The sequence below is a fragment of the Actinomadura sp. ATCC 39365 genome (assembly GCF_054392275.1).
Window position 1 is genome coordinate 760,415 of the sequence record NZ_CP184335.1, and the last position, 18,796, is coordinate 779,210.

At 69.7% G+C, this 18,796-nt stretch carries 18 protein-coding genes and 1 tRNA gene; 11 read left to right on the forward strand and 8 right to left on the reverse strand.

Features of this window, described 5'->3' with window-relative positions; translation table 11 throughout:
- Nucleotides 1–17 precede the first annotated feature (17 nt).
- The gene (locus ACNF49_RS04120; protein WP_357982960.1) at nucleotides 18–665 is read left to right on the forward strand and encodes a GOLPH3/VPS74 family protein; all 648 of its coding nucleotides are present in this window, start codon (nucleotides 18–20) and stop codon (nucleotides 663–665) included.
- A gap of 59 nt (nucleotides 666–724) precedes the next feature.
- Here the strand turns inward: ACNF49_RS04120 and ACNF49_RS04125 are convergent, their stop codons facing one another.
- On the reverse strand, nucleotides 725–1,987 hold the full coding sequence (locus tag ACNF49_RS04125) for an LCP family protein (protein ID WP_357982957.1): 1,263 nt from the start codon (nucleotides 1,985–1,987) through the stop codon (nucleotides 725–727).
- A 244-nt stretch (nucleotides 1,988–2,231) separates the two neighbouring features.
- On the opposite strand from ACNF49_RS04125, the gene ACNF49_RS04130 reads away from it, so the two are divergent.
- Together ACNF49_RS04130 and ACNF49_RS04135 are read left to right on the forward strand one after the other, a co-directional pair.
- The gene (locus tag ACNF49_RS04130; RefSeq protein WP_357982954.1) at nucleotides 2,232–3,578 is read left to right on the forward strand and encodes a hemolysin family protein; all 1,347 of its coding nucleotides are present in this window, start codon (nucleotides 2,232–2,234) and stop codon (nucleotides 3,576–3,578) included.
- Nucleotides 3,575–4,621: a hemolysin family protein gene (locus ACNF49_RS04135; protein WP_357982951.1), complete on the forward strand. Its 1,047-nt coding sequence runs from the start codon at nucleotides 3,575–3,577 to the stop codon at nucleotides 4,619–4,621. The genes ACNF49_RS04130 and ACNF49_RS04135 overlap by 4 nt, the downstream gene beginning before the upstream one ends.
- On the opposite strand, the gene pdhA is transcribed toward ACNF49_RS04135, so the two are convergent.
- Nucleotides 4,591–5,658: a pyruvate dehydrogenase (acetyl-transferring) E1 component subunit alpha gene (gene pdhA, locus ACNF49_RS04140; RefSeq protein ID WP_482942844.1), complete on the reverse strand. Its 1,068-nt coding sequence runs from the start codon at nucleotides 5,656–5,658 to the stop codon at nucleotides 4,591–4,593. The genes ACNF49_RS04135 and pdhA overlap by 31 nt on opposite strands.
- Nucleotides 5,659–6,068: 410 nt before the next feature.
- A tRNA-Leu gene (locus tag ACNF49_RS04145) sits at nucleotides 6,069–6,151 on the reverse strand.
- A 198-nt stretch (nucleotides 6,152–6,349) separates the two neighbouring features.
- Between ACNF49_RS04145 and ACNF49_RS04150 the strand changes: the two genes are divergently transcribed.
- The 7 genes from ACNF49_RS04150 to pknB all read left to right on the forward strand — a co-directional run bounded on the left by ACNF49_RS04150 (nucleotide 6,350) and on the right by pknB (nucleotide 15,067).
- Nucleotides 6,350–7,090, forward strand: coding sequence for an FHA domain-containing protein (locus tag ACNF49_RS04150; protein WP_125640997.1), 741 nt, complete (start codon nucleotides 6,350–6,352; stop codon nucleotides 7,088–7,090).
- Nucleotides 7,091–7,107: 17 nt separating this feature from the next.
- Nucleotides 7,108–7,578, forward strand: coding sequence for an FHA domain-containing protein FhaB/FipA (locus ACNF49_RS04155; RefSeq protein ID WP_357693136.1), 471 nt, complete (start codon nucleotides 7,108–7,110; stop codon nucleotides 7,576–7,578).
- Nucleotides 7,575–8,873 carry a Stp1/IreP family PP2C-type Ser/Thr phosphatase gene (locus ACNF49_RS04160; protein WP_357982944.1) on the forward strand — a complete coding sequence of 433 codons (1,299 nt, stop codon included), beginning with the start codon at nucleotides 7,575–7,577 and terminating at the stop codon, nucleotides 8,871–8,873. The genes ACNF49_RS04155 and ACNF49_RS04160 overlap by 4 nt, the downstream gene beginning before the upstream one ends.
- Nucleotides 8,874–10,292 carry an FtsW/RodA/SpoVE family cell cycle protein gene (locus ACNF49_RS04165; RefSeq protein ID WP_357982941.1) on the forward strand — a complete coding sequence of 473 codons (1,419 nt, stop codon included), beginning with the start codon at nucleotides 8,874–8,876 and terminating at the stop codon, nucleotides 10,290–10,292.
- Nucleotides 10,289–11,749 (forward strand): peptidoglycan D,D-transpeptidase FtsI family protein, encoded by a 1,461-nt coding sequence (locus ACNF49_RS04170; RefSeq protein WP_482942845.1) that lies wholly within the window; start codon nucleotides 10,289–10,291, stop codon nucleotides 11,747–11,749. Before ACNF49_RS04165 ends, ACNF49_RS04170 begins: the two co-directional genes overlap by 4 nt.
- Before the next feature lie 21 nt (nucleotides 11,750–11,770).
- On the forward strand, nucleotides 11,771–13,141 hold the full coding sequence (locus ACNF49_RS04175; protein ID WP_357982935.1) for a protein kinase domain-containing protein: 1,371 nt from the start codon (nucleotides 11,771–11,773) through the stop codon (nucleotides 13,139–13,141).
- Nucleotides 13,142–13,225: 84 nt separating this feature from the next.
- On the forward strand, nucleotides 13,226–15,067 hold the full coding sequence (gene pknB, locus ACNF49_RS04180; RefSeq protein WP_482942846.1) for a Stk1 family PASTA domain-containing Ser/Thr kinase: 1,842 nt from the start codon (nucleotides 13,226–13,228) through the stop codon (nucleotides 15,065–15,067).
- Between the two features lie 268 nt (nucleotides 15,068–15,335).
- On the opposite strand, the gene ACNF49_RS04185 is transcribed toward pknB, so the two are convergent.
- Genes ACNF49_RS04185 through ACNF49_RS04195 form a run of 3 tightly spaced genes read right to left on the reverse strand, consistent with a single transcriptional unit; the run spans nucleotide 15,336 to nucleotide 16,688 of the window.
- On the reverse strand, nucleotides 15,336–15,908 hold the full coding sequence (locus ACNF49_RS04185) for an anthranilate synthase component II (protein WP_357982928.1): 573 nt from the start codon (nucleotides 15,906–15,908) through the stop codon (nucleotides 15,336–15,338).
- On the reverse strand, nucleotides 15,905–16,063 hold the full coding sequence (locus ACNF49_RS04190; RefSeq protein WP_482942847.1) for a hypothetical protein: 159 nt from the start codon (nucleotides 16,061–16,063) through the stop codon (nucleotides 15,905–15,907). Before ACNF49_RS04190 ends, ACNF49_RS04185 begins: the two co-directional genes overlap by 4 nt.
- Before the next feature lies 1 nt (nucleotide 16,064).
- The gene (locus tag ACNF49_RS04195; protein WP_482942848.1) at nucleotides 16,065–16,688 is read right to left on the reverse strand and encodes a class E sortase; all 624 of its coding nucleotides are present in this window, start codon (nucleotides 16,686–16,688) and stop codon (nucleotides 16,065–16,067) included.
- A 144-nt stretch (nucleotides 16,689–16,832) separates the two neighbouring features.
- Here ACNF49_RS04195 and ACNF49_RS04200 point away from each other — a divergent pair, with 144 nt between their 5' ends.
- Nucleotides 16,833–17,078 carry a cell division protein CrgA gene (locus ACNF49_RS04200; protein WP_357982918.1) on the forward strand — a complete coding sequence of 82 codons (246 nt, stop codon included), beginning with the start codon at nucleotides 16,833–16,835 and terminating at the stop codon, nucleotides 17,076–17,078.
- A 34-nt stretch (nucleotides 17,079–17,112) separates the two neighbouring features.
- Here ACNF49_RS04200 and ACNF49_RS04205 read toward each other — a convergent pair whose 3' ends face one another.
- Both ACNF49_RS04205 and ACNF49_RS04210 read right to left on the reverse strand, forming a co-directional pair.
- Nucleotides 17,113–17,976, reverse strand: a complete 864-nt coding sequence (locus tag ACNF49_RS04205; RefSeq protein ID WP_357982915.1) for a rhomboid family intramembrane serine protease — start codon at nucleotides 17,974–17,976, stop codon at nucleotides 17,113–17,115.
- Nucleotides 17,977–18,088: 112 nt separating this feature from the next.
- Nucleotides 18,089–18,625 carry a peptidylprolyl isomerase gene (locus tag ACNF49_RS04210; RefSeq protein WP_357982912.1) on the reverse strand — a complete coding sequence of 179 codons (537 nt, stop codon included), beginning with the start codon at nucleotides 18,623–18,625 and terminating at the stop codon, nucleotides 18,089–18,091.
- Between the last annotated feature and the right edge of the window lie 171 nt (nucleotides 18,626–18,796).

Sequence of the window (18,796 nt, forward strand, 5' to 3'; positions counted from 1 at the left end):
GAGGTTAGTGTCGGGGCATGACCGTGACGATTGCCGAAGAACTCCTCCTCCTCGCCCACGACGAGGAAGAGGGCAAGCAGCTCATCGGGGGCGTCCAGCTCAACCCCGCGCTCGGCGGCGCGATCCTCGCCGAGCTGGCCGCCGCGGGCCGCGTCGAGCTGGCCGACGACAAGGTGACGGTCAAGGACCCCACCCCGCTGGGCGACGCGGAGCTCGACGCCGCCCTCGCCCGCATGGCCGAGGACGGCAAAGCCAGGAAGCCCGCGTGGTGGGTGCAGCGGCTGCAGACGGACAAGCTGCGCAGGCGCCTGCTCACCAGGCTCGCCGAGGCGGGTGTGCTGGCCGAGGAGCGCGGCCGGGTGCTGGGCATCTTCCCGACCACCCGCTGGCCGGAGTCGGACCCCCAGGTGGAGGCCGACGTGCGCGAACGCGTGACGTCCGTCCTCGCGGGCGCCGACCCCGACGAGCGCACCGCCACGCTGATCGCGATCATGCACGCGGCCAAGCTCGACCGCAAAGCCTTCCCCGGCGCCGACCGCGAGCGCGTCAAGGAGATCGCCGAGGGCGAGTGGGCCGGTCAGGCGGTCGCCAAGACGATCACCGCCATCACCGCGGCCGTCGCCGTCACCGCCTCCACCGCCGCGATCGTCGCCGCCACGAGCTGAGCCGGGCGGGGCCAGCCGGGCAGGGCCGCCCCCGCGAGGCTCGCGCCTCGCGGGGCAGGTCAACCGGCGTCCACGATCTCCTTCGGCACCGGCTTGTCGGCCTTCAGCGCGTCGAAGAGGGCCAGCGCCTTGAGCCGGTCCCACTTGATCGCCGCGCCGCCGCCGGCGACGATCTCGTTCCCGCCGAACGGCACCACGGTCGTGACCGGGCTGTCGCCCATCGCCAGCCCCAGCGAGAGCATGTCGAACGCGCCGGTGCTGGAGTCGACCTCGACCGCGTCCGTGGCGCTCATGGCCAGCGGGATCGACGTGAACGGGTTGATCAGCACGCCCGGGCTGGCGGCCTTCTTCACCACCGCGCCGAGGAACTGCCGCTGCCGTTTGGTGCGCTCGAAGTCCGGCAGCGCGCCGCCCTTGCGGGTGCGTACGTAGCCGAGGGCCTGGGAGCCGTTGAGCACCTGCGTGCCCTTCTTGAGCTTGAGCCCGGCCTTGGGGTCGTCGACGTCGGCCCGGACGTTGATCTCGACGCCGCCGATCGCGTCCACGATGTCCACGAAGCCGGCGAAGCCGATCTCCATGTAGTTGTCGATGTGCACGCCGGTGACGGTCTCGACCGTGCGGACCAGCAGCTTCGGCCCGCCGGACGCGTACGCCGCGTTGAGCTTGTCGCGCCCGCGCCCCGGAATGGTCACCGCCGAGTCACGCGGAAGGCTGACCAGGGTGGGCTTGTCGCCGTTGTCGGAGATGTGCAGCAGCATCATCGAGTCGGTGCGCTGCCCGACCGCGCGCCCGGTGGCCAGCTTCTTGCGCTCGGCCGCGGTCAGGCCCTTGCGGCTGTCGGAGCCGACCAGCAGCCAGTTGGTGCCGGGAGTGTCGGCGGGCCGGCCCTTGTACTCGTCGAGCACCCCGTCGATGCCCGCCAGCCGGGAGTTGATCCAGAAGAACAGGCCCACGGCCGCCACCAGGAGCAGCGCGACCAGGCCCGCGACGATCTTCAGGACGGTCCGGCCGCGCACCCGCGGCCCCCTGGGCCCGCGCGGCTCCTTCGGCGCGGGGTCGCCCGCCGCCCTGAGCGGTTTGACCGGGCTGTTCCCGGCACGCTCGCGTCCGTAGACCTTTCCCGATCGGGGAGGTGGCGGAGGCGGCGGCGACTGCTGCTCGTCGGAGTAGGCGGGCAGCTTGGACGTGGCCGCGTTCGGCACGCCTGGCGGGACCCGGTGGGCGGGTGCGCCACCGGAGCGCGGCCCGTCGCCGGGCCTCGGTGGCAGCGGGCGGCCGTCGCCCGGCGAGCGCATGGCCCGCGTACGGTCGTCCTCAGACACTTCGCCTTCTTCCCTTCGGTATGCCATAGACGCTACGTCCAACCCCCTGGCAGTGAAGACATCTCACCAAGTTTCTCCCACGGATAAGTACACACAACTAGCGGAGAGTCACTGCGGAAACATAGACGCGGACTGCGTCGTTAGCGTTATGGACGACCTCTATCGAAGGGATGATCGTGTCCGCTCCGGACTCGTGGAGTCTTGGCCCGTGCCTCGGCACGGGTTCCTCTGAGGGCTCACTCAGGTGAGCGCCTATCTCGGCCTGCTGGCCCTTTTCCTCCTCACCGCCGCCACCGGGTACTTCGTCGCCCAGGAGTTCGCCTTCGTCGCCGCCGACCGGGGCCTCCTGCGCGAGCAGGCCGCCGCCGGTGACACCCAGGCCGAAAAGGCGCTCCAGGTGACCTCCCGGCTCTCGTTCATGCTCTCGGGCGCCCAGCTCGGCATCACCGTCACGGCACTGCTCGTCGGCTTCCTGGCCGAGCCCGCCATCTCCGTCCTGGTACGGCCCTGGCTCGACACCACGGGCCTGCCCGACGCCGCGATCACGGGGCTGTCCGTGGCCGCCGGCGTGTTCGTGGCGACCGTGGTGCAGATGGTGCTCGGCGAGCTGGCGCCGAAGAACCTCGGCATCGCCAGGCCCGAGACGGTGGCCAAGTTCCTGGCCGGGTCCACGCTGGTCTACCTGACGGTCGTGGGGCCGGTGGTCAAGCTGTTCGACTCAGCCGCCACCGGGCTGCTCCGCCGCGTCGGCATCGAGCCGGTCGAGGAGGTCGAGCACGGGGCCACCCCCGAGGAGCTCTCCCGGATCATCGAGGAGTCGACCCAGGCGGGCGAGCTGCCCCCGAGGTTGTCGGAGCTGCTGGAGCGCGCCCTGGAGTTCGGCGACCACAGCGCCGAGGAGATCATGGTGCCGCGCCCCCGTGTGGTGGCGCTGCGCGACTCCCAGCCCATCTCCGACCTGCTGGAGGTCATGCGCGAACGCGGCCACTCCCGCTACCCCGTCGTCGGTGACGACGGCGACGTGGTGGGCGTGACGGGCGTGCGCGAGCTGCTGGAGTCCGGCCTGGACGAGGGCCTGGTCGGCAGCATCACCCGCCCCGCGCTGCTGGTGCCCGACTCGTTGCCGCTGCCCGCCGTCCTCGACCGGATGCGCGCGGCCAACGACGACATCGTCTGCGTCATCGACGAGTACGGCGGCCTGGCCGGCGTGCTCACCGTCGAGGACCTGGCCGAGGAGCTGGTCGGCGAGCTCGTCGACGAGAACGACCCCGAGCCGGCGGGCGCCGTCGAGCAGCCCGGCGGCGTCTGGGAGGTGCCCGGCTGGCTCAGGCTGGACGAGGTCGAGCGCGCCACCGGCGTCGCACTGCCGGAGAGCGACGACTACGACACCCTCGCCGGCCTGGTGCTGGCCCGGCTGGGCCGGATGCCCGACCCCGGCGACGTGGTGACCGTCCCGATCGAGGGGGACGCCGACCCGTTCGCCGACGACGCGGCCGAGCACCTGGCCGAGCTGACCGTCATGTCGCTCAACCGCCGGGTGCCCGAATGGGTGCGGCTCGCGCCCGTGCAGCACGCGGAGGCGTCCCGATGACGATGATCCTGGTCAGCCTCGCGCTGCTGTTCTTCAACGCGTTGTTCGTGGCCGCCGAGTTCGCGTTCGTCTCCGCCAGGCGGCACCGCCTGGAGGAGATGGCGTCGGGCGGCAACCGCCTGGTCCGGGTCGCGGCCAAGTCGGCCGTGGGCGGCGGGCGTCAGCTCTCGCTCATGCTGGCCGGCGCGCAGCTCGGCATCACGCTGTGCACGCTGGGCCTCGGCCAGGTCACCGAGCCGGCCATCGAGCACTTCCTGGAGCCGGTCTTCGCCGCCGTCGGCGTGCCGGAGTCGCTGCGCATGCCGATCGCGCTGACGATCGCGCTGGCGCTGGTGACGTTCCTGCACATGGTGGTGGGCGAGATGGCGCCCAAGTCGTGGGCGCTGACGCACCCCGAGCGGGCGGCGCTGGTGCTGACGCTGCCGTTCCGCGGGTTCACGCAGCTCATGCGCCCGCTGCTGTCGTCGCTCAACGGGCTGACCAACCTGATACTGCGCCTGTTCGGCGTGCAGCCGCGTGACGAGCTGGCCACCACCAGGACGCCCCGGCAGCTCGCCATGCTGGTGGGCGAGTCGGGCCGGATGGGCCTGCTCGACCGGGAGGAGCACGACCTGCTCACCCGCGCGCTGCGGCTGCAGGCCGAGGGCATCGAGCGCCTGATGGTGCCGATCGACCGGGCCGTGAAGGTGCCCCCGGCCGCCGGCTCGGCCCAGATCAGGGCCAGGGCGGCGGGCAGCGGACACCTGCGGCTGCTGGTGGGCGGTCCGGCCGGGATCGAGGGCGTCCTGCACGCCCGTGACGCCCTCCTGCAGCCCACGCGTACGGCCGGTGAGCTCGCCAGGCCGCTGCCGAGGCTCGCGTGCGTCACGCAGGTCCCCGAGGCCGTGACGGCCCTTCAGGAGGCCCGCGCGCACCTGGCGCTGGTCACCGGCCAGGGCGGCGCGGTCATCGGCATGGTGAGCCTCACGGACCTGCTGGGCGAGCTCCTGGACACCAAGGCCGCCTCGCGCGCCTACTCCCCGGCGGCGAACCCGTCGAGGTAGGCGGCGTGCTGGGCCCGCTCGGCCTCGATCAGCGCGTGCGGCTCGGCGTAGACGTGTTCGAAGATCGCCGAAGGGGCGGGGTCGGGGAGTTCGAGAAGGCGCCTGCGCAGCTCGGCCCCGACCTTGGCGGCGTCGGCCTCGACCTCCAGGAAGAAGTCGTCGCCGGTGCCGGCCGCGGTCAGGTACGCCCTGACCCGCTCGATGGGGTCGCGCCGCCGCCACGCCTCGACGTCGTCCTTGGCCCGGTAGCGGGTGGGGTCGTCGGAGGTGGTGTGCGCCCCCATCCGGTACGTGAACGCCTCGATGAGCGTGGGCCCCTGCCCTGACCGGGCGTCGGCCAGCGCCTTGCGGGTCACCGCGAGGCAGGCCAGCACGTCGTTCCCGTCGACCCGGACGCCGGGGAACCCGAAGCCCTCGGCCCGGCGGTACAGCGGGATCCGCGACTGCCGTTCCTGGGGCTCGGAGATGGCCCACTGGTTGTTCTGGCAGAAGAACACGATCGGCGCGTGGCAGGCCCCCGCGAAGACGAAGGCCTCGTTCACGTCGCCCTGGGAGGTGGCGCCGTCGCCGAAGTAGACGATGGTCGCCCCGGCCTTGTCGGTGCCGATGACGCCGTCGCGCTGCATGCCCATCGCGTAACCGGTGGCGTGCAGCGCCTGCGTCCCGATGACGATCGTGTACAGGAAGAAGTTGTGCCGGGACGGGTCCCAGCCGCCGTGGTTGACGCCGCGCCACATGGCGACCACGTCGAGGGGGTCCATCCCCCGGCAGTAGGCGACCCCGTGCTCCCGGTAGGAGGGGAAGACGGCGTCCAGATCCCCGATGGCGCGCCCGGAGCCCACCTGCGCGGCCTCCTGCCCGAGCAGGGACGTCCACAGCCCCAGCTCGCCCTGCCGCGCGAGCGCGACGGCCTCGGAGTCGATCCGCCGGACGGCCACGAGATCCCGATAAAGATCCCGGATCTCATCATCCGAGACGACCAGCGGATATTCCGGATGCTCCACGCGCTCACCAGAGGGCGTGAGCAGCTGAACCATCGAGTCATCCATGTGCGGCAACCCCCTGAACAGAAACCCAGCGGCCACAGTTTGCCGTAGCCCTCAGGATCACCCGAACCCGCCCACCAAACCAATGTGACCTAAATCACGCAAGCCACCAGAAAGTTCTCTGCAAGCTCCCCGGCCTAAAGTCCAGGAGCCACGTCACAAGAAAGAAATCCCAGGACCCTTGCGCACCAGGACCCCGTACGAAACTGTGGGCCAGACCCAGGAACCAGGGGGCCAGCCCCAGGAGATGAGCCACCACCATGGATGGGGGTCCGGGGGAGAATCCCCCGAACGCTTGTCCCCCTGGGGGTCCGGGGGTTATCCCCCGGGCAGATATGACGAGGGGACCCGAGGAAGCCGACCTGTTAAGGTCGGCTTCCTCGGGTCCCCTAGTCACCAAGTGGGCGAGGAGGGATTTGAACCCTCACGTCCTTTCGGACACACGGACCTGAACCGTGCGCGTCTGCCGTTCCGCCACCCGCCCGTTTGTGGGTGCGGAGAAACAGTAGCACGGAACAGCCACTGGTACTGAACCCGGATACGATCGCATAAGACACGGGAGCGGAGGAGCTGGGCGCGACTGGCAACGAGCGTCACGACGCCGCCACGTGGGACGAGCGGAAACCGGGCGCCGGAAGCGTCTGGGGCCGCGATCATATGCAGGGAAGAAGGGAGGTACCCGGTGGGAGTCCTTCAGCGCTTCGAGCGAAGGCTCGAAGGCTTGGTTGAGGGGGCCTTTGCGCGGGCGTTCAAATCTGACCTTCAGCCGGTCGAGGTCGCCAGCGCGGTTCAGCGGGAGATGGACGAGCGGGCGGCGATCGTCGCACAAGGCCGGACGCTCGTGCCCAACGACTTCGTGGTGGAACTGTCCACGACCGACAGCGAACGGCTTGAGGTCTACGCCGACAGCATCAGCCACGAGCTGGCCAACCTCGCCAGGGAGTACGCCAAGGAACAGGGCTACTCCTTCGTGGGACCGGTCCGGGTGCGCTTCGAGACCGCCGGAGACCTGGCTGTGGGCCTGTTCCGCATCCGGTCCGGCGTCATCCGCGGCGCAACGGTCGAGCAGGACGAGATCCGCCAGCCGGCGAGCGACCTGCCCCCGTCCAGGCCCGGGGCCTTCAACGGGCGGCCCAGGCTGCTCGTCTCCACCCAGGACGACCCGCAGGGCGACCGCTCCTACGAGCTCACCACTCCGGTGACCTTGCTAGGCAGGGGCACCGACTGCGATCTTCGTCTTGTCGATCCGGGAGTCTCGCGGCACCATGCGGAGCTGCGCGTCGAGGGCCAGCTCGTGGCGCTCGTCGATCTCGGTTCGACGAACGGCACCTTCGTCAACGGCCAGCCGGTACGCAGAATCGAGCTCCAGAACGGCACGCGAGTGACGCTGGGACGCACGACTCTGGTGTTCCGGCGCGATTAGGGGTAGACAGACGGTCCATGTCCGAGCTCACGCTGCTGCTGATCCGGCTCGCCTTCCTGGCGGTGCTGTGGTTTTTCGTCATTGCCGCAGTCGGCGTGATCCGGACTGACTTGTTCGGTTCACGCACGGCTCCCGCGGGCCCGCGCAAAGCCGTGAAGCCCGCCAAACCGGTGGCCAAGCCCAAGAGCAAGAAGGGCGAGCCACGCCAGCTCATCGTTACCGGTGGCCCATTGCAGGGCACCACCATTAACCTCACGGAGACGCCCATCACCATTGGCCGGGCGAACGACGCCACGCTGGTAGTCAGCGACGACTACGCATCCAGCCGGCATGCCCGGCTCTTCCCTCAGGACGGTCAGTGGATCGTGGAAGATCTCGGTTCGACCAACGGCACGTATCTCGACCGCTCGAAAGTCACCCGTCCGACCCCGGTGCCGCTCGGTGTTCCGATCCGCGTCGGCAAGACAGTCATTGAATTGCGCAAATGACCATCGCACTCCGCTACGCCGCCCGCTCGGACGTCGGCCTCCTCCGCGAAGGGAACGAGGACTCGGCGTACGCTAGCGGCCGCCTGCTGGCCGTCGCCGACGGCATGGGCGGGCACGCACACGGCGAGGTGGCGAGTTCTGTCGCCATCGCCGCCATGGCCTCTCTGGAAGAGGCCCAACAGGGGGGTGACCTGCTCAACGCCATCGAGGCAGCGGTGCGCGACGCCAATCGCCGGCTGCACGAGATGGTCGGGCGGGATCCCAGCCTCAAAGGCATGGGCACGACGCTCACCGCCATGCTCTGGAACGGCACCCAGGTCGCCCTGGTGCACGTGGGCGACTCGCGCGCCTACCTCCTGAGACGCGGCGAGCTCTACCAGATCACCCATGACCACACCCTGGTGCAGCAGCTCGTCGACGACGGGCGCATCACGCCCGAAGAGGCGGCCACGCACCCCCAACGATCGATCCTGCTGCGCGCGCTCGACGGCAGCGGCGAGGTCGATCCCGACCTCACGCTGCGCGAGGCGCAGGTGGGCGACCGCTACCTGCTCTGTTCTGACGGCCTGTCGGGCGTGGTGAGCGCCGAGACGCTGCACGCCACGCTGACCAACATCGACGACCCCGAAGAGGTGGTCCGCCAGCTCATCGATCTGGCGAACCGGGGCGGCGGGCCCGACAACATCACGTGCGTGCTCGCCGACGTGCTGGAGATCAGCGACGGCCAGGAAGTTCCCGTGGAGGCGGCGGTCGTCGGCGCCGCGGGGATGACCAGGCTGCGAGGAGGCGCCCCGGAGACCCAGCCGGGGCGAGTGAGCGCGGTGACCGCACCCCAGCCGGCGATCGCCGACGGTGACGACTTCGATGAGCCGGTCGCGCAGGCGACCCGGCGGTCGGGGCGGCGCCGTCGTGTGTGGCCCGTGCTGGTCACCGTGCTCGGGGTGGGCGCCGTCGCCTTGGGCGCCGGCGGTTACCTCGGATGGCAGTGGACCCAGGACCAGTTCTTCGTCGGTGCCAGGGGCGACGAAGTGGTCATCTTCCAGGGGATCAAGCAGGAGGTGGGGCCGATCGAGTTCTTCCACGTGGAGAAGCGCACCGGCCGTCCGCTCTCCAAGCTGTCCCCGGCGGACCAGGCCCTGATCAAGAGCGGCATACCCGTCACCGACGTCAACGAAGGCGTGACGAAGATAAACGGATTGAAGTTCTCCCAGGACGACAAGGGCGACGCGGGCGACACGAGCTCCACCACGGCCACGTCCCCGACTCCCTCCGCCACCAAGACGAAATCGCAATAAATGGCAGAAATGCTCGCGACCCCCGTCCCGATGCCGGCCAAACGGCGGGTGGCCCAGCTGGTCCTGCTCGCCATGGCGGTGCTGATCATCATGGGCGCCTACGCCAACGTCGGCCTGGCCGTCGACGGCAAGGTGCCCGCCGGCATGCTGGCCTACGGGCTGGGCCTGGGCGGCCTGATGCTGGCGGCCTACCTGGTGCTGGCCAAGTTCGCGCCATGGGCCGACCCGCTGATCCTGCCGCTGGTGACGCTGATCAACGGCCTCGGGCTGGTGATGATCTACCGGCTGGAGTCGGCCGACATGGGCGGCGCCTCCACGACCAACCAGATCATGTGGACCGGCGTCGGCGTCGTGATGTTCTCGATCACGCTGATCGTGCTGCGCGACCACCGCATGCTGCAACGCCTGACGTACACGGCGGGCGCGGTGGGCCTGGTGCTGCTGGCGATCCCGGCGCTGCTGCCCGGCTCGCTCAGCGAGGTCCAGGGCGCCAAGATCTGGATCCGCATCGGCGGCTTCTCCATCCAGCCGGGCGAGTTCGCCAAGCTGGCGCTGGTGGTCTTCTTCGCCGGCTACCTGGTGGCCAAGCGTGACGTGCTGGCGCTGGCCGGGCGGCGGCTGCTCTTCATCGACCTGCCGCGGGCCCGAGACCTCGGCCCGGTCCTGGTCACCTGGGGCCTCAGCCTGCTGGTGCTGGTCTTCGAAAAAGACCTGGGCACCTCGCTGCTGCTGTTCGGCACGTTCATCGCGATGCTCTACATCGCCACCCAGCGCACCTCGTGGGTGCTCATCGGCATCCTGCTGTTCGTCGGCGGCGCCTTCCTCGCCGGGCAGGTCTTCGACCACGTGGGCGCGCGTTTCGACGCCTGGCTCGACCCGAGCAACCCGGTCTACTACGGCACCGCCCCCGTCTGCCTGGAGGACCCGCCGGGCGACCCGATGTGCAGCAAGAGCTACCAGATCATGCAGGGGCTGTTCGGGTTCGGCGCGGGCGGCATCCTCGGCACCGGGCTCGGCCAGGGCCACCCCGACCTGATCCCGCTGAGCTTCTCCGACTTCATCTTCGCCGCGACCGGCGAGGAGCTCGGGCTGACCGGCCTGATGGCGCTGCTCATGCTCTACGCGCTGCTGGTCGAGCGCGGCCTGCGCACCTCGCTCGTGGCCCGCGACCCGTTCTCGAAGCTGCTGGCGGGCGGCCTGTCGTTCATCCTGGCCTGGCAGGTGTTCATCATCGTCGGCGGCGTGACGAACCTCATCCCCCTGACCGGCCTGGTCACGCCGTTCATGTCGCAGGGCGGCTCGGCGCTGCTGGCTAACTGGATCCTTATCGCGCTCCTGGTACGCATGTCAGACGCGGCGCGACGGCCCCCGCCCCAGGCGATCCAGAACGAAGGACTCACCCAGGTGTTCCAGCGATGAACAGCACTCTGAAGCGCACGGCCGTGGCCTGCCTGGTCATGTTCGCGCTCCTGATGATCAACGTGAACATCCTCCAGGCGGTCCGGGCCGACGACTACCGCTCCAACCCGAGCAACCGCCGCAACTACTACGAGCGCTACGCCGTCGAACGCGGCCGGATCACCGCCGGCGGCAAGGTGATCGCCCAGTCGGTGGAGACCGACAACAAGAACTTCAGGTTCATCAGGAAGTACACCGACGGGAAGCTCTACGCGCACGTCACGGGCTACTTCTCGCCCGAGAGCGCGAGCGCGATCGAGGGGGCCGAGAACAAGCTGCTCGACGGCTCCAGCGCCGACCTGCTGCTGCGGCGGAGCATCGACCTGTTCACGGGCGAGCCGACCAGGGGCGCGAACGTCGACCTCACGATCAACCCCAAGGCCCAGAAGGCGGCCTACGACGCGCTGCGCGCCAGCGGCAAGCGCGGCGCGCTGGTGGCGCTCGACCCGCGGACGGGCGGGATCCTGGCCATGGTCTCGCTGCCCACCTTCGACCCCGCCGAGCTGTCGGGCACCGACAAGGGCACGGTGTTCTCCCGCTACAACGAGCTGGACAAGGACAAGAGCCAGCCGCTGCTCAACCGGGCCCTCGCCCAGACGTACCCGCCGGGGTCGACGTTCAAGGTGGTGACGGCGGCGGCGTACCTGGAGGACGACTCCTCGCGCGGCGGCGACACCACGGTCGACGCGCCGCAGCGGCTGCCGCTGCCCAACACGAACATCAGCCTGCCCAACTACGGCGGCGCGGCCTGCGGCGCCGGCCAGGTCCAGCTCGTGTACGCGCTGGAGAAGTCCTGCAACACGCCGTTCGCCAAGATCGGCATGCAGCTGGGCTACGACAAGCTCAACGAGCAGACCGAGAAGTTCGGCATGGGCAAGCAGCTCGGCGTGCCGATGTCGGTGGCCCAGAGCGACTTCGGCAGCAAGTACGACGACGCCGCGCTCGCGATGGCCTCGATCGGCCAGCGCGACAACCGGATGACGCCCCTGCAGATGGCCATGATCGCGGCCGGCATCGCCAACGACGGCAAGGTCATGAAGCCGTACCTGGTGAACAAGATCACCGACTCCAAGAACGACGTCATGGAGGAGGCCAAGCCCGAGGAGCTGACCGAGGCGGTCAGTTCCGAGACGGCGAGCAAGCTGCGCGACATGATGGTCAGCGTGGTCAACAACGGCACGGCCAACCTCGCGCAGGTGTCGGGCGTCCAAGTGGGAGGCAAGACCGGCACCGCGGAGACCGCCGACGGCGCGCCGCCGCACGCCTGGTTCATCTCCTTCGCGCCCGCCGAGAACCCGAAGGTGGCGCTGGCGGTCATCGTCGAGTCGGGCGCGGCCAACGTCGGCGCGGAGGCCACGGGCGGCCACACCGCCGCCCCGATCGCAAAGGCTGTGCTGGAGGCGGTGCTGAACAAGTGAGTGACGGTAACGTGCTGAGTCATGCGGCTCCGTAACCGCTATCTCCTGCTCTCCCGCATCGCCACGGGCGGTATGGGAGAGGTGTGGCGCGCCCGTGACGAGCTTCTGGGCCGCGAGGTCGCGGTCAAGATCCTGCGCAGTCACATGCACGCCGACCCCACGTTCCGCGAGCGCTTCCGCAACGAGGCGCGACTCACCGCCGCCCTGGCCGACCCCGGGGTGGCCCAGATCTTCGACTACGGCGAGCAGAGCGACCTGGCCTATCTCGTGATGGAGCTGGTGCACGGCGAGCCGCTGTCGGCCATCCTGGGGCGCAACGGCGCGCTCGGGCCCGAGGTGGCACTCGACGTGGTGCACCAGACCGCCAAGGCGCTGCACGCGGCCCACTCCTCCGGGATCATCCACAGGGACGTCAAGCCCGGCAACCTGCTGGTCACCCGCGAGGGCACGATCAAGGTCACCGACTTCGGCATCGCCCGCGCCCTGGAGGCCGCGCCGGTCACGCAGACCGGCACGGTCCTCGGCACGGCCCAGTACGTCAGCCCCGAGCAGGCCCAGGGCTTCCCGCTCACGCCCGCGACCGACCTCTACTCGCTGGGCGTGGTGGCCTACGAGTGCCTGGCGGGCCACACGCCGTTCCGGGCCGACAGCCAGGTGGCGATCGCGCTGCTGCATCTCAACGAGCAGCCGCCGCCGCTCGGCGCGGACGTGCCCGTCCCGGTGCGCGACCTGGTCATGACGCTGCTGGCCAAGGAGCCGGGGATGCGTCCGGCCTCGGCGCTGGAGGCGGCCGACCGGGCGTACGTGCTGCGCCAGTCGCTGGTCGAGGGCGTCGAGCAGGGCGCCGACCTGAGCATGTTCACCGATCCCGCGGGCTTCCGGGTGCGCGAGCCGGCCACGGAGGACCAGCGGGCGACCGAGAGCCTCGCCCCCGCGACGACGGTCCAGAGCCCGCCCGATCCGCCGGCCCGCAGCCGCCGCGGCGCGCGGACGCTGGCGCTGGTCGCGACGGCCGGCTGCGTGGCCGCGGTGGGCCTGAGCGCGATCACGTTCGCCAACCGCGATACGACGCCGCCGCCCCTGCCGGAGATCGCCGAACCCAGCCACTCCCCGATGCAGTCGCCTGAGCTGCTCAGGCCCACGCGGACGAAGAAACACACGCGCCGCCCCCCGGCGCTACCGGTGAAGTCGACGCGGCCGGTACCCTCGCGGTCGGCTACGGTAAGCAAGTCGGCTACTCCTACGAAGAAGCCGACACCGAAGCCAACCCCGACCACCCGTACCCCGACTCCCACCCCCACCACCCCAACGCCCAGCAGGACACCGACAACTCCGACACCAACCGCTTCGCCGGACCCGGGTGGCACAAACCCGCCGAAGGAGGAGACGTGATGCGCTACGGGGTCGATGATGGACACCGGCGGCCCCCCCGAGCAGGCCGGTACCCAAGATGAACGGTAAGGGACAGTGCAGGAAATGACTCAGCCTCGGCTACTCGGAGGTCGTTACGAGCTCGACGGTGTCGTCGGGCGCGGCGGCATGGCCGAGGTGTATCGCGCCCGAGACATCCGGCTGGACCGCATAGTCGCGATCAAGACCCTCCGCTCCGACCTTGCGCGCGATCACACCTTCCAGGCCCGTTTCCGCCGCGAGGCGCAGTCGGCGGCCTCACTGAACCACCCCGCCGTCGTCGCGGTCTACGACACCGGCGAAGACGTCACCGACGGCACCCCGGTGCCCTACATCGTCATGGAGTACGTCGACGGCCGGACGCTGCGCGACCTGCTGCGCCAGGACCGCCGGCTGCTGCCCGAGCGGGCGGCCGAGCTGGTCGACGGCATCCTGCGCGCGCTCGACTACAGCCACCGCGGCGGCATCGTCCACCGTGACATCAAGCCGGCCAACGTGATGATCACGCGTGCCGGCGACGTCAAGGTGATGGACTTCGGCATCGCGCGCGCGATGGCCGACTCGGCCGCCACCATGACCCAGACGGCGCAGGTGATAGGGACCGCCCAGTACCTGTCGCCCGAGCAGGCCCGCGGCGAGCGCGTCGACGCCCGCAGCGACATCTACTCCACCGGTTGCGTGCTGTACGAGCTGCTCACCGGCCAGCCGCCGTTCACCGGCGACTCCCCGGTGGCGATCGCCTACCAGCACGTCCGCGAAGACCCGATCCCGCCCTCGCAGATCGACCGCGAGATCCCGGCGTGGGCCGACGCGATCGTGCTCAAGGCCATGGCCAAGGACCCGGCCCACCGCTACCAGAACTCCGGCGAGATGCGGGCCGACATCCAGCGGGCCATGTCCGGCATGCCGGTCGACGCCCAGACGATGGCGATGACCGGGAACTTCAACCAGGGCACCCGCATGATGACCGCCACCCAGGCGGCGCAGGGCCCGGCCACGCAGCGCACCGGCGCGGTCCCGCCGTACGAGTACGGCGACGGCGACGGCAGCCGCGTGGGGCGGCGCAGGGCTTCCGGCGGTGGCGGCAACGCGGTCAAGACAGCCTTGTGGATCATCATCCCGCTGCTGATCATCGGCGCCTTCGTCACGGTCGGCTACCTGGTGTTCGGCACCAAGGCCGCGCCCACCGACGCCTCGGTCACCATCCCGGCCCTGGCCACGCAGAAGCTGGATCCCGCGCAGAAGGCGCTCATCACCCTGGGCCTGAAGCCCGAGGTGGTGCAGGAGGCCAGCGACGAGTTCGGCAAGGGCACGGTGATCCGCACCGAGCCGGCGGAGGGCGAGAAGGTCGAGAAGGGCGCCACGGTCAAGCTGGTCGTGTCCAAGGGCAAGGAGAAGGTCGCCGTACCGGCCGGGCTCATCGGCATGAGCACCGAGGACGCGATGAAGGCCCTCGACGACGCCGGGCTGAAGGGCGTGGTCAAGACCAAGCAGTCCGCCAAGCCTCAGGGCAAGGTCTTCGAGACCAAGCCGGCGGCCGGCACCGAGATCGAGAAGGACGCCAGCGTCACCCTCTACGTGCCGTTCGAGCTGACCGAGCTGCCCGACGTGATCGGCTACACCCAGCAGGACGCCATCGCCGCGCTCAAGGGCGCCGGTTTCAAGGTGAAGGTGTCGCCGCAGGCCAGTGACCAGGCCGAGGGCACGGTCATCCAGCAGAACCCGGGTGCGGGCCAGAAGCTGCAGCCGAACACGACGATCACGATCGTGGTGTCCACCGGCCCCGAGACGGCTCCGCCGCCCACCAACGAGCAGCCGACCGAGGAACCGACCGACGAGCAGACGGACTTCCCGTCCGACGAGCCGACCGAGGACAACCCGATCGGCGACGACGGCCTCAACGGCTGACCGAGCATCACGGGCCGCCCTCCCCACCCGGGAAGGGCGGCCTTCGTCGTTCCACCGCAAGACGCCGAAGGGGCCGGCAAGCGCCCCGCATTGCAGGGAGGGCAGAGGGTGGCGGGCGTCCCGCCTTGCCAGGAGACCAGGAGGGCGGCGTGCCGGAAGGTCAGGGGTGGTGGGGGTTCTTCTGGAGGGCGGGCGCGAAGAACGCCCCCGCCGCTCGGGGGCAACGGCGGGGGCGTTCATTTGGTAGTCGCTCTGTGCGAGCCGGGCGTTACACGATCCCGTGCAGCCAGTTCCCGAGCAGCCGGTGGCCGTGCTCGGACAGCACCGACTCCGGGTGGAACTGGATGCCCTCGATGGGCGCCCGGCGGTGGCGCAGGCCCATGATGACCCCGTCGTCGGTGCGGGCGGTCACGTCGAGGACTTCGGGGACGGTCTCCGGCAGCACGGCGAGCGAGTGGTAGCGGGTCATCGGCACCGGCGACGGCAGGCCCTCGAAGACCCCCTTGCCGTCGTGGTGCACGGCGCTGGTGCGCCCGTGGACCAGCTCGGGCGCGCGGGCCACGGTGGCGCCGAAGGCGACCGCGATGGCCTGGTGGCCGAGGCAGACGCCGAGCAGGGGCGTGCCGCGCTCGGCCGCGCGCAGCACCAGGGGCACGCTCACGCCGGCCGCCTCCGGGGTGCCCGGCCCAGGGCTGACGAGCACGCCGTCGAAGGCGTCGCCGTCGCGCACGCTCACGACGTCGCGCGGGCGCACGTCGCAGTCGGCGCCCAGCACGCGCAGGTACTGGACGATCGTGTGGACGAAGCTGTCGTGGTTGTCCACGACCAGCACGCGGGTCATCTTCTTACGGTCACCTCGTCGAGCGTCACCGCCGGCTCCAGGAGCGGGAACACGGCATACCAGAGTACGACCCCCACGACAGCGACCAGCAAGGCGGCCACCAGTACCTTGCGGCGGGGATCGTCGGGCAGTTTGCGCCAGATCCAGCCGTACATGTCATTCCTTTCTGAGCTCGGTCTCCTTGAGGACCCCGTACACGATGAGGCGCTGGGCGGCGGAGTACTCGGGGTGGCAGGTGGAGAGGGTGATGTAGGCGCGGATGGGACGGATGTCGGGCTTGCCGGGCACGGGGGCGAGCACCTCCACCTCCGTGGGCTCCACGACGTCCTGGGACGTGACGCGGTAGGTGTAGCGGGCCTCGCGGGCGTCCACGACGATCTCGTCACCGCGTTCGAGCTCGTCGAGCTCGTTGAACGGGGCCGCGTACGTGGTCCGGTGGCCCGAGACCACGAAGTTGCCGATCTGGCCGGGCATGGCGCTGTCGGGGTAGTGTCCCGGGCCCTTCTTCAGGTGCTCGGCGTCCACGCCCTCGACGATGGCGTACCGGTAGTCGCGGCCGAGCCTCGGGATGCTCAGCATGGCGACGGCCTTGCCGAGCTCGATCTTGTCGATGCGGCCGCGGTCGCGCTCCGCCTTGTCGGCGGCCAGCTCGCGCTGGAGCAACAACTGCTGGCTCTTGGTGTAGGCGCCGGTGCCCCAGAGCAGGTAGGCGCAGAACAACATGAGGACCAGGCCGGCGGTGATGCTCAGCTCCCCCACGGCCCGGAAGATGGACCGCATGTCGTCAGCGTATTCATGACATCTCCCGACGTGGGGGATCGCCATGTCGTGCGCGTGGCGACTATCCTGGGGCACGCTACAACTACGCTTAACGAAGAGCCTGTGGACGATCCGGAAGCCCAGGCCCTCAGCAGGAGTTACCCAGTGCCCAAGCCCAAGGCTCGCAAGAAGGCGGTTTACACGCCGCCCCAGAAGTCCCAGCAGGTCAAGGTCAGCCCGCGCTGGCTGGCCCCCACCATGGTGGTGTCCTGGATCATCGGCATCCTGTGGATCGCGATCTACTACGTCGCCCCGCAGGCGCCCTTCTTCAGCGACCTCCAGAACTGGAACCTGCTGATCGGGTTTGTATTCATCATCTTCGGTGTGGTTCTTTCCACCCGCTGGCGTTAGTTCTTTCCACAGTCTTTTCCACAGCCTGGGGAAGTCAGATCGAGCTCAGGATCGCCGAGGTCCGGGCCATCACAAGCACGGCAAGCACGGCCAGCGCTCCCGCGATCGCCAGCACCTGCCACAGGGTCCGGTTGTTCTTGGGGGCGTAGGCCATCGCTCCCGCCAGCACCGAGCCGGTGATCAGGCCGCCGACGTGCCCGGTCCAGCTGATGCCGGGGAACACGAAGGTGATCACCAGGTTGATCACGATGAGCATGGCGATGCCGCGTACGTCCATGTTGAGCTTGCGGCCCACCACGAAGACGGCGCCGAAGAGGCCGAAGATGGCTCCGGACGCGCCCACGGTCGGCTGGCCGAGCGGGTCGAGCCAGAGGCTGAGCACGCTGCCGCCGACGGCGCTGACGAGGTAGAGGGCCGTGTAACGCACGTGGCCGAAGGCGCGCTCCAGATAGGGGCCGACGACGTAGAGCGCCCAGCAGTTGAACAGGATGTGGAAGACGCCGGCGTGCACGAACGCGGCGCTGACCAGCCGGTAGTAGTCGCCGAAGACCGCCACTCCGGCCGGCCACATCTGCAGCGCGCCGGTGACGGCGGGCACGAGGTACTGGGCGCCGAAGACGAGGACGTTGATGGCCAGGATGGCCCACGTGACGTACGGCGTGCTGACGACCTGGCCGCCGAAGGTGGAGCGGGCCTGGCGGAAGCCCTGGTTGCCCTGGGCGACGCATTCGGGGCACTGGAAGCCCACGGCGGCGTCGCGCATGCAGTCGGGGCAGATGGGCCGGTCGCAGCGCTGGCAGCGGACCCAGGTCTCCCTGCCGGGATGCCGGTAGCACGTGGGGACCGCCTCGGCGGGCTGCTCGGGCTGCGAGGGCGGGCTGGGCGGCTGGCTGGTCATGTCCAGAGCCTATGACGTACCGGACCCAGCTGTGTGCGGTCGATCAGGGCTGTGACGGGCCTGCCCGAAGGGGGCGGGACCCGTGGATGGCCCGCCCCCGTCAGGGATCGGCTCAGCCCTGTACGCGCTCGATGGTGACCGACTCCAGGACGACGTCCTGGACGGGACGGTCGCGCCGGTCGGTGTCGGTCTTGGCGATGGCGTCGACGATGTCCTGGCCCTGGACGACCTCACCGAAGATCGTGTGCTTGCCGTTGAGGTGCGGCGTGGGCACGACCGTGATGAAGAACTGCGAGCCGTTGGTGCCCTTGCCGAACCGGACGCCCGCGTTGGCCATGGCCAGCAGGTAGGGCCGGTTGAAGTAGAGGTCCGGGTGGATCTCGTCGTCGAACTCGTAGCCGGGGCCGCCGATGCCCTGACCGAGCGGGTCGCCGCCCTGGATCATGAAACCGGAGATGACCCGGTGGAAGATGGTCCCGTCGTACAGACGGGCGGTGCTCTTCTCGCCCGACTCCGGATGGGTCCACTCACGGGTGCCCTCGGCGAGCTCCACGAAGTTCCGGACGGTCTTCGGCGCCTGGTTCGGGAAAAGCTCGACCTTGATATCGCCGCGATTGGTCTTCAGATTTGCGATCAGCTTCTCAGCCACGAGACAGCTGCCCCCCTCTATGTACAGGGTTGTATGTGATGTTCTGCGGAATATGGCCGTTCGGCCTCCTGAGCCATCCTCCCATGGACCGCCATGATTGAGCCGCCTTGTCCAGGGAAGGTCAAGCGCGGGGCCCCAACGACAGGGGAGGTTGTCGTGTCCCTGACACTG

Bases quoted from the DNA above. Each gene is read 5' to 3' on its own strand.
- ACNF49_RS04190 (WP_482942847.1), bottom strand. From the start codon at position 16,063: ATGTACGGCTGGATCTGGCGCAAACTGCCCGACGATCCCCGCCGCAAG.
- pknB (WP_482942846.1), top strand. From the start codon at position 13,226: ATGACTCAGCCTCGGCTACTCGGAGGTCGTTACGAGCTCGACGGTGTC.
- ACNF49_RS04135 (WP_357982951.1), top strand. From the start codon at position 3,575: ATGACGATGATCCTGGTCAGCCTCGCGCTGCTGTTCTTCAACGCGTTG.
- ACNF49_RS04170 (WP_482942845.1), top strand. From the start codon at position 10,289: ATGAACAGCACTCTGAAGCGCACGGCCGTGGCCTGCCTGGTCATGTTC.
- ACNF49_RS04195 (WP_482942848.1), bottom strand. From the start codon at position 16,688: ATGCGGTCCATCTTCCGGGCCGTGGGGGAGCTGAGCATCACCGCCGGC.
- ACNF49_RS04165 (WP_357982941.1), top strand. From the start codon at position 8,874: ATGGCAGAAATGCTCGCGACCCCCGTCCCGATGCCGGCCAAACGGCGG.
- ACNF49_RS04160 (WP_357982944.1), top strand. From the start codon at position 7,575: ATGACCATCGCACTCCGCTACGCCGCCCGCTCGGACGTCGGCCTCCTC.
- pdhA (WP_482942844.1), bottom strand. From the start codon at position 5,658: ATGGTTCAGCTGCTCACGCCCTCTGGTGAGCGCGTGGAGCATCCGGAA.
- ACNF49_RS04205 (WP_357982915.1), bottom strand. From the start codon at position 17,976: ATGACCAGCCAGCCGCCCAGCCCGCCCTCGCAGCCCGAGCAGCCCGCC.
- ACNF49_RS04185 (WP_357982928.1), bottom strand. From the start codon at position 15,908: ATGACCCGCGTGCTGGTCGTGGACAACCACGACAGCTTCGTCCACACG.
- ACNF49_RS04155 (WP_357693136.1), top strand. From the start codon at position 7,108: ATGTCCGAGCTCACGCTGCTGCTGATCCGGCTCGCCTTCCTGGCGGTG.
- ACNF49_RS04120 (WP_357982960.1), top strand. From the start codon at position 18: ATGACCGTGACGATTGCCGAAGAACTCCTCCTCCTCGCCCACGACGAG.
- ACNF49_RS04175 (WP_357982935.1), top strand. From the start codon at position 11,771: ATGCGGCTCCGTAACCGCTATCTCCTGCTCTCCCGCATCGCCACGGGC.